14 protein-coding genes and 3 pseudogenes are annotated in these 13,260 nt (G+C 68.4%); 10 read left to right on the top strand and 7 right to left on the bottom strand.

What is annotated here, in order from left to right; translation table 11 throughout:
* Window positions 1–255 precede the first annotated feature (255 nt).
* The 4 genes and pseudogenes from CU044_RS39810 to CU044_RS29640 form a co-directional block, all read right to left on the bottom strand.
* Window positions 256–439: pseudogene (locus CU044_RS39810) on the bottom strand (XRE family transcriptional regulator); the annotation flags it as partial.
* Window positions 440–548: 109 nt separating this feature from the next.
* Entirely contained in the window at window positions 549–1,094 is a 546-nt protein-coding gene (locus CU044_RS29650) for an HAD domain-containing protein (RefSeq protein WP_129771839.1), read from the bottom strand.
* A gap of 35 nt (window positions 1,095–1,129) precedes the next feature.
* Entirely contained in the window at window positions 1,130–1,822 is a 693-nt protein-coding gene (locus CU044_RS29645) for a class I SAM-dependent methyltransferase (RefSeq protein WP_129771838.1), read from the bottom strand.
* 1 nt (window position 1,823) lies between these two features.
* On the bottom strand, window positions 1,824–2,735 hold the full coding sequence (locus CU044_RS29640; protein ID WP_129771837.1) for a phosphotransferase: 912 nt from the start codon (window positions 2,733–2,735) through the stop codon (window positions 1,824–1,826).
* Window positions 2,736–3,086: 351 nt separating this feature from the next.
* On the opposite strand from CU044_RS29640, the gene CU044_RS29635 reads away from it, so the two are divergent.
* The 3 genes from CU044_RS29635 to CU044_RS29630 all read left to right on the top strand — a co-directional run bounded on the left by CU044_RS29635 (window position 3,087) and on the right by CU044_RS29630 (window position 5,850).
* A complete protein-coding gene (locus tag CU044_RS29635) occupies window positions 3,087–3,512 on the top strand; it encodes a hypothetical protein (RefSeq protein WP_345790161.1) in 426 nt (141 codons plus the stop codon).
* Window positions 3,513–3,779: 267 nt separating this feature from the next.
* Window positions 3,780–4,007 carry a hypothetical protein gene (locus CU044_RS39805; protein WP_240045921.1) on the top strand — a complete coding sequence of 76 codons (228 nt, stop codon included), beginning with the start codon at window positions 3,780–3,782 and terminating at the stop codon, window positions 4,005–4,007.
* A complete protein-coding gene (locus CU044_RS29630; protein WP_240045922.1) occupies window positions 3,979–5,850 on the top strand; it encodes a Shedu anti-phage system protein SduA domain-containing protein in 1,872 nt (623 codons plus the stop codon). Before CU044_RS39805 ends, CU044_RS29630 begins: the two co-directional genes overlap by 29 nt.
* Window positions 5,851–6,025: 175 nt before the next feature.
* On the opposite strand, the pseudogene CU044_RS29625 reads toward CU044_RS29630, so the two are convergent.
* From CU044_RS29625 to CU044_RS29615, 3 genes and pseudogenes are all read right to left on the bottom strand, one after another.
* Window positions 6,026–6,679: pseudogene (locus CU044_RS29625) on the bottom strand (WbqC family protein); the annotation flags it as partial.
* 46 nt (window positions 6,680–6,725) lie between these two features.
* On the bottom strand, window positions 6,726–7,394 hold the full coding sequence (locus CU044_RS29620) for a YdcF family protein (protein WP_129771835.1): 669 nt from the start codon (window positions 7,392–7,394) through the stop codon (window positions 6,726–6,728).
* A 14-nt stretch (window positions 7,395–7,408) separates the two neighbouring features.
* Window positions 7,409–8,512 carry a helix-turn-helix domain-containing protein gene (locus CU044_RS29615; RefSeq protein WP_129771834.1) on the bottom strand — a complete coding sequence of 368 codons (1,104 nt, stop codon included), beginning with the start codon at window positions 8,510–8,512 and terminating at the stop codon, window positions 7,409–7,411.
* 154 nt (window positions 8,513–8,666) lie between these two features.
* On the opposite strand from CU044_RS29615, the gene CU044_RS29610 reads away from it, so the two are divergent.
* The 7 genes and pseudogenes from CU044_RS29610 (at window position 8,667) to CU044_RS29580 (ending at window position 13,160) form a co-directional block, all read left to right on the top strand.
* Window positions 8,667–9,095 carry a hypothetical protein gene (locus CU044_RS29610; protein WP_129771833.1) on the top strand — a complete coding sequence of 143 codons (429 nt, stop codon included), beginning with the start codon at window positions 8,667–8,669 and terminating at the stop codon, window positions 9,093–9,095.
* Window positions 9,096–9,106: 11 nt separating this feature from the next.
* Window positions 9,107–9,508 carry an ATP-binding protein gene (locus CU044_RS29605; RefSeq protein ID WP_129771832.1) on the top strand — a complete coding sequence of 134 codons (402 nt, stop codon included), beginning with the start codon at window positions 9,107–9,109 and terminating at the stop codon, window positions 9,506–9,508.
* On the top strand, window positions 9,505–9,975 hold the full coding sequence (locus CU044_RS29600; RefSeq protein WP_129771831.1) for a hypothetical protein: 471 nt from the start codon (window positions 9,505–9,507) through the stop codon (window positions 9,973–9,975). The genes CU044_RS29605 and CU044_RS29600 overlap by 4 nt, the downstream gene beginning before the upstream one ends.
* A gap of 50 nt (window positions 9,976–10,025) precedes the next feature.
* Entirely contained in the window at window positions 10,026–11,147 is a 1,122-nt protein-coding gene (locus tag CU044_RS29595) for an adenosylhomocysteinase (RefSeq protein ID WP_129771830.1), read from the top strand.
* A 5-nt stretch (window positions 11,148–11,152) separates the two neighbouring features.
* Window positions 11,153–11,695, top strand: coding sequence for an NUDIX domain-containing protein (locus tag CU044_RS29590; protein ID WP_129771829.1), 543 nt, complete (start codon window positions 11,153–11,155; stop codon window positions 11,693–11,695).
* 225 nt (window positions 11,696–11,920) lie between these two features.
* Window positions 11,921–12,625, top strand: a pseudogene (locus tag CU044_RS29585) (tetratricopeptide repeat protein); the annotation flags it as partial.
* 4 nt (window positions 12,626–12,629) lie between these two features.
* Window positions 12,630–13,160: an NUDIX domain-containing protein gene (locus CU044_RS29580; RefSeq protein WP_129771828.1), complete on the top strand. Its 531-nt coding sequence runs from the start codon at window positions 12,630–12,632 to the stop codon at window positions 13,158–13,160.
* The last annotated feature ends 100 nt before the right edge of the window (window positions 13,161–13,260 follow it).

The raw sequence follows: 13,260 nt of genomic DNA, 5'->3' as shown, positions 1-13,260 counted from the left end.
TCTACCGTCGCCGTGGGCGGCTCGGTCCACGGGTCACGCGCCAGAACTGATGAGTGGTGAGCTGGTATCGCTCATGACCCGGGTTCTCCGCCGTGTGGCTCACCGCCCACACTTCGGTGATCCGCCGGACGTCGTCGACCGGGTCGGAGGTCTCGTTGCAGTCTCCTTGCCGTCGAGGTCGCGGTAGCGGGCCCGCCACTTGCCGTTGGGGCGCTTCTGGATGTTGGCCAAGTGGCTTCTCCCTCTTGTTGGTTGTCAGTAGTGGCCGCCGCCCTCGATATCGCAGGTGAGGGTGCGAGCGTCCCGCTCGTCGCCCATGAGGCGGCGGCACTGCTCGTGGATGGCCCGCGAGCTGTCGGGGTGGGCCTTGGCTGTCGATGTCGAGCCCCTCCAGAGGCGGGGACATCAGTTCTTCGAGGGGGAGTTCGAAGACGCGGGAAATGAGATTCCCGATTTGGGTAACCGGCGATCCTGGGGTGCAACTCTGTGCAGACCGAATCACCACCTGGCCGAATGGGAATTCATGCGATAAGCGAGGGCATCAGTCGTCAGGCGGCTCGGGCTGTGGGCAACTGCGCGACCCACCTCGTGACCTCGGTCAGGTGCTCGGGCTGTAGACCGAGGTGCGGGTCGGGTTGAATGAGGAGCGTCGCCGTTCCCTTGGCATTGCGCTCCGCCGCCCAGGAGTGATCGAGGGTGGTGAAGTCGTCATCGATCCAGACGGTGGGGGCGTCGCCGAGCCAGGCGTCGACGTGGTCGCGCTTCCACAGGTAGCCGTTGGGGTGGCTGGTGGTGATCTGCGGACGCGGGAGATCGACGTACGACAGGGGCGGAAGGCCGAGGAGCGGGCCGATGAGGGCGGTGGCGTTCTGGCGCCAGCTGGTGCACCAGACGGGGGTGACCAGGCCAGTGCGGATCACGTCCATGAGAAAGCGGCCGTGGTCGGGGTGGAGCCAGACGGTGACCGGATTGTCGGCGCTGCGGCCGGTGGGGACGACGTCGTGGCGGGCGTGGGTGGCCGGGGTCGAGCCGTCCGCGTTGGGGAAGGGAATGAGGACGCCGTCGATGTCGAGGAGCAGGTAGGGCGGGCGCATCGGTTCCTCCAGGGGAAGCCGGGGCGAATGGCTGGTCAGAGCTTGCGGGCGCGGATCAGCAGGGTGGTGGGCCAATGGCCCATGCGGGGGTCGTGGAACTCCTGGGCTGAGGTGAGCCAGAAGCCCGCTCGTCTGAGGTGCTTCTCCCAGCGGTCCGTGGAGAACTCCCAGCGGGCGATGGGAAGTCGGGTGCGGTCGGGGAGGGTGACATGGTCTCGCCGTGGCCGGTCGTCGCCGGAGGGGCTGCGGCCGCCGCGCTGCGGGTGGGGGACGGAGAAGGCGAGCACCCGGCCGGGCGTGAGGCGTTGAGCGATTGTCGGGAGCAGGAGCTCGGGAGCGACGAGGCCGACGGCGCCGAAGACGGAGTAGATCGCGTCGGACTGCTCGTCGGAGGCGTGCAGGTAGTGCAAGGCGTGCCCGGCGACGAAGGTGAGGTTGTTCAGCCGTCCGTAGTGGCAGCGGGCGCGGCGGACCTGCGGACCAACCAGGTCGACGCCGGTGACATGAGCGCCGTGGCGGGTGGCGAGGTGGGCGGCGTTGTGGCCGGGGCCGCAGCCGAGTTCCAGGAGTCGCTTGTCGCGCAGGTCGGGGCCGAGGACATCGGCTGCGGGTCCTTGGCCGGGCCTTGTGGTCCATTCCATCCGCGCGGGTACGGACAGGGGTTCGGCGAGTCCGGTGGCTGTGCGTTGGAGGGCATGGGCGTGCCAGGGGGATGTCTGGGCGAGCACGTCAGATCTTCAGGAGGTGGAGGACGTCGGTGAGGTGGCGGCGGACGGCCTTGGTGTAGGCGGGGTCGGTGGCCGGGTCGTTGATCCAGCGGACGGCCTGCTCCATGAACCACTCGACGGCCCACATGCGGTGCCAGCCCAGGGCCCAGTTCTCGGCGGTGAGCCCGCCGCGCGGGGCGAGGGCGTCGGGGGTGCCACCGGCGGTGACGTACTGCTCCAGGAAGACGCGCAGGCGCACGGGGTGCGGGGGCTCGATGGTGCCGTGCCAGCTGGCGAGGTCGAGCAGGCCGGGGCCGGTAAAGGCGCGGGCGAAGTCGAGCAGCCGCCAGCCGCGCTCCCCGATGTGGAGGCTGGTGGGGTGGAACTCGGAGTGCACCCAGCCGAACGGTTCCAGCGTCGCTCCGGCCGAGCGGGCCTCGGCGGCCCGGGCGATACGGCCGAGCGCGTCCTCGACATCGTCGGCGTCCTGCCAGCGGTCAGCCTTGCGCAGCCGTTCGAGATGCTCCAGCGCACGGACCGACAGTCTCCGCAGCCGCTCCTGGTCGAGGATGGGCAAGGGCGGAGACGTACGGATGCCGTGCAGGACCACGGCCGCGGCGACGCCGTCGAGGTCGTCGGCCTCGCGGACAGACGGTCCGAGGTCCTCCATGAGCATGCCGAGCCAGCCGTCCAGGACGGCGGAGGCGTGGACCTGGGGGACGGGTACGCCGAGAGTGTGGGCCAGGCGGAGGGCCTGGTCCTCGCTGTCGAAGGGCTTCTTGGCGTACTTGAAGATGGCCGTGGAGCCGTCGGGGAAGGTCACGCGCTCGACGCCGGACATGGACCACACGCGTACCTCCTCTCGTACGGCGGTGGTCTGGCCGGTCGCGGTGAGCAGGTTGTCGAGGACTTCAGCGCTGGGGTTCGTGGTCACGGGAGGGCTCCGGGGATGGGTGGTGGCGTCCGGGGCAGGCGAGGGATGCCGGCCCGCCCCGGAGCCTGATCGGGTGGGTTACGCGGCGGGGGTCACGCGGCGGGCGTAGACCTGCTCGATCCAGCCCGCCTTGAACGCGGCGAGGTCGTCGCGGAAGTTCGCCATCGAGGCACCGTACGGCGCGACCACGCCGGACCCGCCTGGAAGCGGGGTTGACCCGCGCGGAGAAGGTCATCGCGGACATCGACGCAGCCAGCGGGGGCCCGACAGCCGCGGCCGGGACGGAGGGTTGAGATGGGGCGTCTGACAACTGAGACCCGTGCGCGGAACGAAGCAGCGATCCGGGCGGCGATGGACCGGCTGCTGGCTGGAACGATCCCGCCGGGCGGCGGGTGTGATCTCAAGACCCTGGCGGCCGAGGCCGGAGTGACACGAACGGGCTTCTATCCGAAGGGAGAACGTCCCGGCCCTTACCAGCACCTCGCGGAGGAGTTCGAACGGCGGGTGAAGGAGGCCCGGGCAACCGGGAAGGTCACAGACCCCAAGGTCTCCCAGATCGAGCGGTTGAAGGCCCAGGTCGCCGAGCTGAAGGAACGGCTCACCGAACGAGACGCGGATCTCGCCGAGCTCACGGCCTTCAAGACCCTCGCGATCTCCCGCCTGGCCGCCCAGCGCCAGGAGATCGAACAGCTACGGGAGCAAGCTGCCGCAGTTGACAACGTGCGGCATTTGCCCGCCGCCCGCCCCGGCTCAGCTCCCTTCGGATCGTGCAGCTGAGTACGCGATGGTGCACGAGGAAGTCGTATGCGACTGGGGACGTTCGGGGTCCTGGCGAGATTTCCGTGAAGCCGGGATGTGCCCCCGTGAGCCGGCAGCACTCCGTCACGGGTAGCGGGACCCGCGGCGGATGTGATGACTTCGTAGGGACTTTGTCTCCGCACCTGGAGGCGGTGCGGGTGGAGCGAGTGCGGGTGGCAGCGTGTCCGACGAGGTGAAAGTCGCAATTATCCGGCGGCCTACTGCCTAACCGTCCATCCTGGACGTATGAATTCGACCGATCCCGCGAGAGCGAAGGAGCCGCCGACCATCACGGCGGTGACACGGCGTGACATCTTCAAGTACCTGCGCGGGATCTCGCGCCCCTGGTGGGGCGAACTGGACGAGGTCACGTTCCTGGAGGGCCTCTACGACCTGGACCGAACCTCCAGTCGGCGACAGTCAGCTTCCGACTGTCCGTGCCGATATCCAGCAGCACCGGTTCAACAACGATGACCTGCCTGACGACTGGATCTTCGAGGACTCCCGCTTGGAGCTCTCCGACGGGCCGGACGAGGTACTACTCAGCTTTCTGGCACGGGTGGTCCACCCTGAAGTGGCGGCTGACGTCGAGGAGGCCACCAAACACGTCGAGGAACTGAACCTGCTTCTGGCGCCGGACGGATGGGGTCTGCGTGCGCACGAGTTCCTCTCGGGCCGCCCCCTGTATGAGCCGGTACGAGTTCCGCCTAGTGGCCCGTTGGTCCCGCTGCCGCTGGAGGACGAGGACACGGGCAAGCTCGACCTGGTCCTCGGCCAGACCTTCAGCCTCCTGGAGTGCGCTGGCGAGGAGACCGCACGCGACCTGCTTCGCACCGCGGTCCTGACCCTCCATCGTGACGGCGGCTTCTTCCATCCCATACCTGGTGACAATTGGACGGATGCCACCTACGAGGCGGTCCTTACGGTGGAGCGCGAGCTTCTGCCCACCTGCACCCCGGAGGCGAAGGAGGTGGTCTGGCAGACGCTGCGGTCCGTACTCATCCAGCTCGGGCGCATCGACGTCCAGGACCTCGTTGTCGAAGGCGACACCCGCCCGCTGCCCAGCATCCCACCGGACTGGCGGACTCAAGCCGCAGCGCCCGCCACCCCCACCGTTCGAGGCATCCGGCTCCCCTTTTCCACTACCGAGTTCGATGTCACTCGCAGGAACTTCACCGACCTAGAGATCCGCGGTTCGCAGGACAGCAGCGGGTTCCACTACCTCTACGACACCCGTGCCAGCCGGATGATCACCGACTTCGTCCTCGATGACCGTCCGCAGGTAGCGACCCTGTGCAACGTCACCATCATCAAGAAGGGCGACACCTTCACGCCGAGGATCAAGCTCTGGAAGAAGGACAAAAAGAAGGCGGGGGAAGTTTCCACCACGCAGACAGTGCCTGAGACCGGGACCACGCGGGCCGTCAAGGCGCTCGTCGACACCGGGGACGTCCACGAGAACTTCTGGAAAGTCATCAACTTCCTCCAGGGCTGCACCGGCCTGAGCACACCTGGCAGTTCCCTCCAGCTCGTGGCCGGCGATGAGGCGCAACTGGCCCAGCTGCTGACCGGCCGGGACCGGACGATGGTTCTCGGTGCGGTCAGGACAGCCATCGGCGGCGGGCTCACAGAAGAAGACATCCGGTTGATCAGCAACCGCAAGGAGCAGCTCCAGAGGTTCGAGCGGCTGCTGATCGATCCGGACTACTTCCAGCAGGAAGAGAGCCTGGCAACGACACGCGGACCGGAGGCGGTCTGGCAGGCCTTTTTCGAGGCGAATCAGTGGATATTCGGCTACGGCCTCAACCTCATCGCCTGCGAATCCATCAACGACGGCAAACTGGAACAGATCACCACCGGCGCCAACTTCTTCGGCGGAGCCGGGAAGCGCATCGACGCCATCATGCGGTCCAAAGGCCTGATCAGCAGCATGCTCTTCTGCGAGATCAAGACACACGACACCGAACTGCTCTCCCGGACCCCGTACCGCGCGGGCGTCTTCCAGGCATCCAAGGAACTCGGCGGCGGCGTGGCGCAGGTGCAGAAGACAGCCAGCAAGGCCCAGCAGCTCATCTCCAGCAAGTTCCTCACCCAGATCTACGAGGAAGACGGCACCCCTACAGGCATCGAACTGTCCACCACCCGCCCGCGACAGGTCGTGGTGATCGGGAGCCTGCGCGAGTTCATCCAAAACGGCGACGTGAACCCGGAAAAGTTGAGCTCCTTCGAGCTGTATCGGACATCCATCCAGGACGTCGAGGTCATCACGTTCGATGAACTCTACGAGCGGGCCTGCTTCATCGTTGAGGATCACTGAGGCGGACCGCTGCCGCAGCGCTCGCCGACACTGCCGCTACCCGTGACGGAGTGTTTACCGGCACACGGGGGCTCACCCCGGCTTCACGGAAATCTGGCCAGGGCCACGTTCGGTGGTACGTCCCCCTCCATGAGGAGGGGGCGGCTGCCATCTGGAGCCGACCGCGGTGGGCGGTGAGAGCCCGGAGGCGGGCTGCCACGGCGTCCGGGCCCAGGGTGGCCAAGGCCCACAGGGCACTGAGGCGGCGGCCGGAGGACCAGATGCCGGTGGTCGGCGGCCGGAACGAGGCCACGGCGATGTTCTGAACCGTGAACGGGGCGGGGTCGAGATAGGTCATGCCACCGGTCCCGCACAGGTACGCGCGGGCGCCGGTCGCCGCGGATAGGTCCGCGAGCCGGACAGAGCGGCCCGGCCGGGCCGGCAGACGGCTGCTGGTGAGAACCTGGCCCTTCCAGCCCAGCAGGTCCAGCAGGACGCGGTTGGAGGTCTCGGCAACCGTCGCGGTCTTGCCGGTGTCGAATGCATCCAGCACCGGATCTAGGGCCCCGGCGAGGGCGGGCCAGTGAGGGCTGGCCCCATAGTGCTGCCGCAGCATCCCCGCGGTCCTGCGGCGGGCCAGGTCCGGGTCGTCGATCACGGCGTCGCGGATGAGGGTGGGCCGTCCGCTCGGCAGGCGGGTGGGGACGGTAAGCCACTGCTGACCGGCGGAGTCATCGAGATTCGCGAGGCGGGCTCGGTGCTGGTAGTCGCGGCGGGTGAACTGCACGTCGTCGAGGACGATCCAGTAGTCCGCCGCGAACAGCTTGGCCAGCGTGGTCAGCCGGGGCAGGAAATTCGGCTGATGGATGGCACACAACCCGCCCGGTTCGGGCAGGTCAGGGGTTGATGAGGCGGCTGGTGAAGCCGTCGCGGATGAGGGAATCGTACGCTGCATGCACGTCCTCCGGGACCTCCTGCTCGATGGCGAATCCGAGCTTTGGATACTCGATGACCCGCTGGAGGTCGCCGACGAGCATGTCCAGGACGAGTTTCTCGTCGCCGATGGACTTCAGATAGTCGTCGAACTCCAGCGGCTCCGACGCGCAGAGGATCTCGACGTCGGGCCACAGCTTGCGGGCGGTCGCGAACGACCGCCTTTCCATATAGGGCTTGGAGACCAGCAGCACCGAAGCCGGGGTGATGCCTGCGGCGACGAGGGCCTCACGCGAGAGGGTGATGTTCTGCCCGGTGTTGCCCGCGTTCGGTTCCAGCAGGATCGCCTCGGCGGGGACGCCGAGGTCGATGGCGTGCTCGCGGAAGTGGACGGCCTCCCCGCGCGGGAAGACCTTGGCGGTGGTGGGGCTGTTGCCGCCGGTGAAGACCAGGGTCGGGAAGAGCCCGAAGCGGTACAGCTCGGCGGAGTGGGCCGCGACGCCGAGGTCGTGGCTGCCCAGCCCGATCGCCACGTCAACGGGCCGCAGCTCGTGCTGCATCTGGTGGTAGTTCCAGATCAGCTTGGCATGGCGCCACTGGTCCTCGGTGATGCCCTGCTGGTCGTTGCTCACGCGTTTCTCCCTGGTCACCGTTGCCGGGGGCCGACCGGCCCCTCGCTCATGGCCTTGATGCCCTCGATACTGCGCAGTTGGTGCACAAGTCCGTACTGCGCGGCCGCCTTGGCGGCCTGGTCGAGGACGAGGAGTCCATCATCCCGCGTCGCCGCATCGGAGAGCAGGATGTGGCCATGAGCGGTGTCCAGTCGCACACGTTGCATTGGTGAGTCGGTCGTCCCGCTGCTGCGGGCGATGTCGATGAAGTGCAGGGCCTGGGTTAGGTCGCCGGCACCGCGGCGGGCGAGGGCGAGTTTCTGGTGGGCCACCGACCAGTCATCCGGTTCGGTGAGGTCCTCGAAGTCGCGGGTCGCTGCCTGCATGACGCGGGTCGCATAGTCGTGTTGGCCGTCCTTGCTCAGCGCGGTCCCCACCCACAGCCTCGCGCGGGCCCGGTCACGGCGGGAGAGCCGGTCATCGACGGCGAGGGTCTCGTAGTTGCGGGCGGCGATCTCCAGCTTCCCGGACATCTCGGTGACGACCGCGAGGGACAGGTCGAGTTGGGCGACGCGGCGGGGGATGTCGAGCTGGGTGAAGACCGCGCGGGCGCCGGCATAGGAGTGCTGGGCGGACAGCGGGCCCAGCACAACGCCCTGGTCGCGCTTGAGGTCGCCGAGCAGGGCGGTGGAGCGGGCGAAGAGATACAGGCCCTTCTCGTCCAGCTCAGGGGCCTTGAATCGGCTCAGCCACCGGGTGAGGAGGCTGTCGGCGAAGGAGAAGTTCTGCCGGGACAGGGCGACCACGACGCGGTCGAGGTCGTCGGCCCAGGACTCGTATTCCCAGGCCCGGGGGCCGGAGGCGATGACGCGGCGTCGGCCGGTGTTCTGCACCGGGCTGGTCATCTCGGACAGGAGCGTTTCGAACCGCAGGTGGACAGCGGCGTCCGCGCGGCCGAGGGCGGTGTCGAGGATGGCCTGGGTGTCGGGTCTGGGCTCGGTGTCGGCGAGCTTGCTCTCCCACTTGGACACGGTCGCGACTGCCAGACCGAGCTGCTGGGCGAAGGCCCGCACGCTCAGTCGCAGGGCGAGCCGCAGGGCCCTGGCCTCCAGGCCGGTCCAGTGGTGCACGGTCGCCACGCGTCACTCCCTTCCACCGGTCATAGAAGCAGATCCGTGCAGTCGGCGGGACGGAAGTAGTACGGAAGTAGAACGGCTGGTCATTGGCCGAGAGTTGGCCGGACGCCACGATCAGAGCGTCACCACTCGTCGAGTCTTTTGGACGGTCCTGAGCATGGAACCCCTCACGGAGCATCGCCCGGTAAGCGGCCCGGTCGTTTATGGCTTCCTGCGGCTGGTGCGGGTCTCCCAAGCGCGGCAGGACGCGCTGGTCGCCTCGCTCGCCGAGTACTGCCGCAGCCACGAAATGCAGTTGTCCGGCGTCTTCACCGACCGCGACGCGTCCGCCGGTCCCGCCTCAGCGGCGTTCACCGGGCTACTGGACGTGCTCGCGCTGCCGGACGTCTACGGCGTCATCGCCCCGGCCATGTCGCACCTGGGGCCGAAGGCCATAGCCGCTGAACGCGGGCGGCAGCTCGAGGCGGTCGGTTCGCGGCTGTTGCTGGTCCGCAAGCCCCGCACGGCCCACCACTCCATCTCCCGCACCGATTCCGTCCGCCGTCGTCACCCCGGCACCACCCGCGTCCTGGACGCCGAGTCATGAGGACCAGCGTGATGACCAAGACGACCCAGCGGTTCTTCGACGCGCGGCCCGAGTCGGTCGGCCAGGCACGGTCCTTCGCCTCTGAGGCCCTGACCGACTGGGGCCTGCCGGACCGAGCCGAGGACGTCCGGCTCTGCGTCTCCGGGCTCGCCACCAACGCCCTGGTCCACGGCACTGCCCCCGGACACGGCTTCCTGGTCAACCTCGACGCCGACGAGGAAGTCGTACGCCTGGAAGTGCACGACAGCCGCCGCCAGAACCCGGAAGCCCGGCAGGCCGCCGGCACGGACACCTCCGGACGCGGGCTGATCCTGGTGAACGCGCTCGCCGACGGCTGGGGAGTCGAGGACCGCACTCCGCTCGGGAAGATCATCTGGTCCTGCTTCAAGGCCACGGGAGGCACGACAGCATGAGCGTCCTGCTCACTCCGCCCGGCCCTGAGCTGCGGCTGCTGGTGTCGCGCGCAGCCTGGACCTGGCCCGGTACCCGCCCGGACGGCGGCGAGATCGCGCACATCCTGATCACCCATACCCCGGCCCTGACCGGCTGGGGCACCACTGAGACGGCTGAGGCCAGGATGCGGCGGCTGTCCGCCAGCCTCGGTGGCCTGGCCGGCGCCCGGGAGGTCATCCCGGAGCTGGAGCGCTGCCTGCAGATCGTCGGCGACCAGATGCTGGTGCGCTTCCCCGGCGCCTCCCGGCGGCTGCGGCTGTCCACCCGTCGGTCCTGGACCGAACAGGTCGCCCGCAGCGGTGAAGCAATCCTCCTACTCGGACTGGACCCCCTGCCGCAGTCAGCTGACGCCGCCAAGATCGACGCCTACCTGGACGCAGCGCTGGCAGCCGACCGGCTGCTCTTCGGACGCGCCCGCACCCGCTGAACCCGCATCTCCTCGCACGCCCCCGGACGAAACGATGAGAGGGAACTGCCATGGAAACCTTCGAACGCGCCCGACTGGACGCCTACTTCGCCCGGATCGTCGCCCAGTTCGCCTCGGGTGAGCAGACGGCGTCGTTCCTCATCACGCATCTGCTGGCCGAGCGTCCCGCGTTCGTCCGCGCGGTCGCCACGATGACCCGGCTCACCGCGGTGTTGCCCAAGCCGAAGTCCGTCCACCCGGCCGCGAAGCGCGAGGTCGAGCAGACGCACATGGTCGACACCCTCACCCGCGAAATGTTCGCCCAGGCCGACGACGCTTTGGACTACCTCGAATCCCGTGCCGCCGACCAGGCGGTCACTCTGCTGGACGTCGGCGGCTACTTCGCCCCCAGCCTCGCCGACGTCCACAACCGCTTCACCGGCCACCTCGCCGGGGTGATCGAGGACACCGAGAACGGGCACCGCCGCTACGAGGACCTCGACAAACTGCCCTGCCCCGTCATCTCCGTCGCCCGCTCACCGCTGAAGGACCCCGAAGACTTCCTCGTCGGCCAGTCCGTAGTCTTCTCCACCGAGGCCGTCATGCGCGATCGCGGTGACATCCTCCACGGCCGCCCCGCCCTGGTGATCGGCTTCGGCAAGCTCGGCAGCTCGATCGCCCGCCTCCTGCACGCCAAAGGCGTCCACGTCACCGTCTTCGACATCGACCCCGTCCGCCGCACCCAGGCACTCTCCCAGGGCTTCACCGTCGCCCGCGACCGTGAAGCCGCCCTGACCGGGGCCGGCCTGGTGCTTTGTGCGACCGGCGCCGTCTCCCTGCGCGGCGAGGACTTCTCCCACCTGCGCAACGGCGCCTACGTCGCCACCGTCACCAGCAGCGAGGACGAACTCGACCTCGCCGGACTCCCCGACGTCTACACCCGCACCCAGGTCGGCGACCACGTCACCCGCTACCAGACCACCGGCCACTACTTCTATCTGGCGAACGGTGGCAACGCCGTCAACTTCATCCACGGCGCCAGCGTTGGGCCGTTCATCTTCCTGGTCCAGGCCGAGATCCTCGCCGCGATCAGGATGCTCACCCGCGGAGACCTCGCCCCCGGCATCCATGAGGTCCCCGCACCCGACCGCGAAGCCATCTCGGCGACCTGGCTCTCCTACTTCAACAGGTGATCACCATGACCATCACGGCCAACCACATCCGCACCACCATCGACGCCTACCTCGACGAACACCCCGAGGACAAGCGCGAACTCGCCGTCGTCCTCGGCCTCCTGGACGACGGCGACGACCTCACCAACCGCAAGACCCTGCCGGGCCACGTCACCGCAGGGGCGATCCTCGTCGGCCCCGACGGCCGCATCCTGCACATTCTCCACAACGTGACCCAGAAGTGGCTTTTGCCCGGCGGTCATCTGGAGCCCTCGGACGAGACGCTCCTGCAGGCCGCCGGCCGCGAACTCGCAGAGGAGACTGGCATCCCGCCCCACGTCGTCACCCCGCACGGTGAGACTCCGCTCCACATCGACATCCACCCCATCGACGCCAACCCCGCCAAGGGTGAGCCCGCCCACCAGCACTTCGACTTCCGCTTCCTCTTCCGCACCACCGCCGACATCGGCGAACTCCAGGCCGAAGAAGTCTCCGACGCTGCCTGGCGAACGGTCGGCGCCCTCCACGACGAGAGGTTGGGTCAGCGCGTCGCCCAAGCACTGCGTTGACCCCAAGACCGGCCGCCCCTGCGCCTGCGACCCCCGACGCGGGCGGGGGCGGCCTCCCAGCCCGCCGAGCGACAGGCCACCAAGAGTGACCTTTGTCACCTGGTAGGGTGATCGTCGCCATGGAAAGCGACACGATGGACCGTCTCTACGAGACGCGGGCCGGAGCGGCCGCCGCCTCCTAAAGCGACACGACCTGCATGGGACATGGTCTCTGCAGCGACAACAGGGTGGAAGCACCACGACCTCGGCCAGGAAGGCGCAGCCCAGCGCTACTACCAGGTCGGCTACAAGCTCGCGTGCGAAGCCGATCCCCACGGCCACGCGGCGTGGATGATGCGTACCCTCGCCCACCAGGCCCTGAGCCTCAAGCAGCCCCACTACTGCGTCGACCTCGACGAAGGCGCCCTACGCGCAGGTCTCGGCCACATCGACGGCCGGACCGAGGCGCTGCTCCACATCACCCACGCCCGCGCCTACGCAGCCACCGACGAGAACCCGTCGGCCGCACGCGCCCTCCTCGCCGCCGAAGACGCCCTCCTACGAGACGACGACCCCCAGCCCAGCTACTCCCGCGTCAGCGGCCCCGCCGCCGGCACCGTGGCCAGCCACACCGCCCGCACCCTGACCGTCCTCGCCGACCACATCGGCACCGAACAGCAGCACCGAGACGCCCTCACCCGCTGGGACCCGGAGAAGTACAAGCGGGTCCACGCCCTCACCCACGCCGACCTCGGCGACAGCCTTGCCGCCCAGGCCCGCGCCGACGAAGCCGTCTCCGCCTGGACCCAGGCCCTGGCCCTCATGGAGGGCATGACCTCCGACCGCACCCGCAAGGCGATCACCTCGATCCGCTCCACGCTCGCGATCTACCAGCGCCGCCGCGTTCCCGGCGCCGCCGATCTCGCCCGCCGCGCCCGCGAAGCCCTCGCCCAACATGCCCAACAACCCGCCCGACGAAGGGAACACCGTGGCTCAGCAGACCGACGACCAGCCGAAGGCCCTCATGCCGGCGCTCGAATCCATGACCCTGCTGGTCGCCGCCGTCATCGTCCACGACAAGGCCACCAACCGCGTCGTCCTCCTCCAGCGCAGCGAGAACGCGAAGTTCGCCCAGGGGATGTGGGACCTGCCCGTCGGCAAGAGTGAACCTGGCGAGCCCATCACGGAGACGGCGGTCCGCGAGCTGTACGAGGAGACCGGCCTCACCGTGACGCCTGAGTCCCTCAGGGTCGCCCACATCATTCACGGCGCCTGGGGCGTCGAGGCGCCCAACGGCTTCCTCACGGTCGTCTTCGCCACTCACGAATGGACCGGCGAACCCGAAAACCGTGAACCTCGCAAGCACTCTCAGGTTTGTTGGGTTGATGTTGATGCCATCCCTGCCGCCTTCGTCGCCACCACTGCCAAGGCTCTCACTCGGCACCTGCAAGGGAGCCAAGAAGTGTCACTCGACGGATGGAAATGATTCCGGCCTCGGCCTGAGCGATCCGAGGACGCCCGGAATGCCCCCGCGACCGGCATGTGCGTCATGTGGTCGCCGGGGCATTCGTCTTGCGGGCGTCTAC

The organism is Streptomyces sp. L-9-10 (assembly GCF_004151105.1).
Taxonomy (GTDB): Bacteria; Actinomycetota; Actinomycetes; order Streptomycetales; family Streptomycetaceae; genus Streptomyces.
Note: the sequence above shows the minus strand (reverse complement) of the source record. Positions and strands in the feature narration are given on the sequence as shown.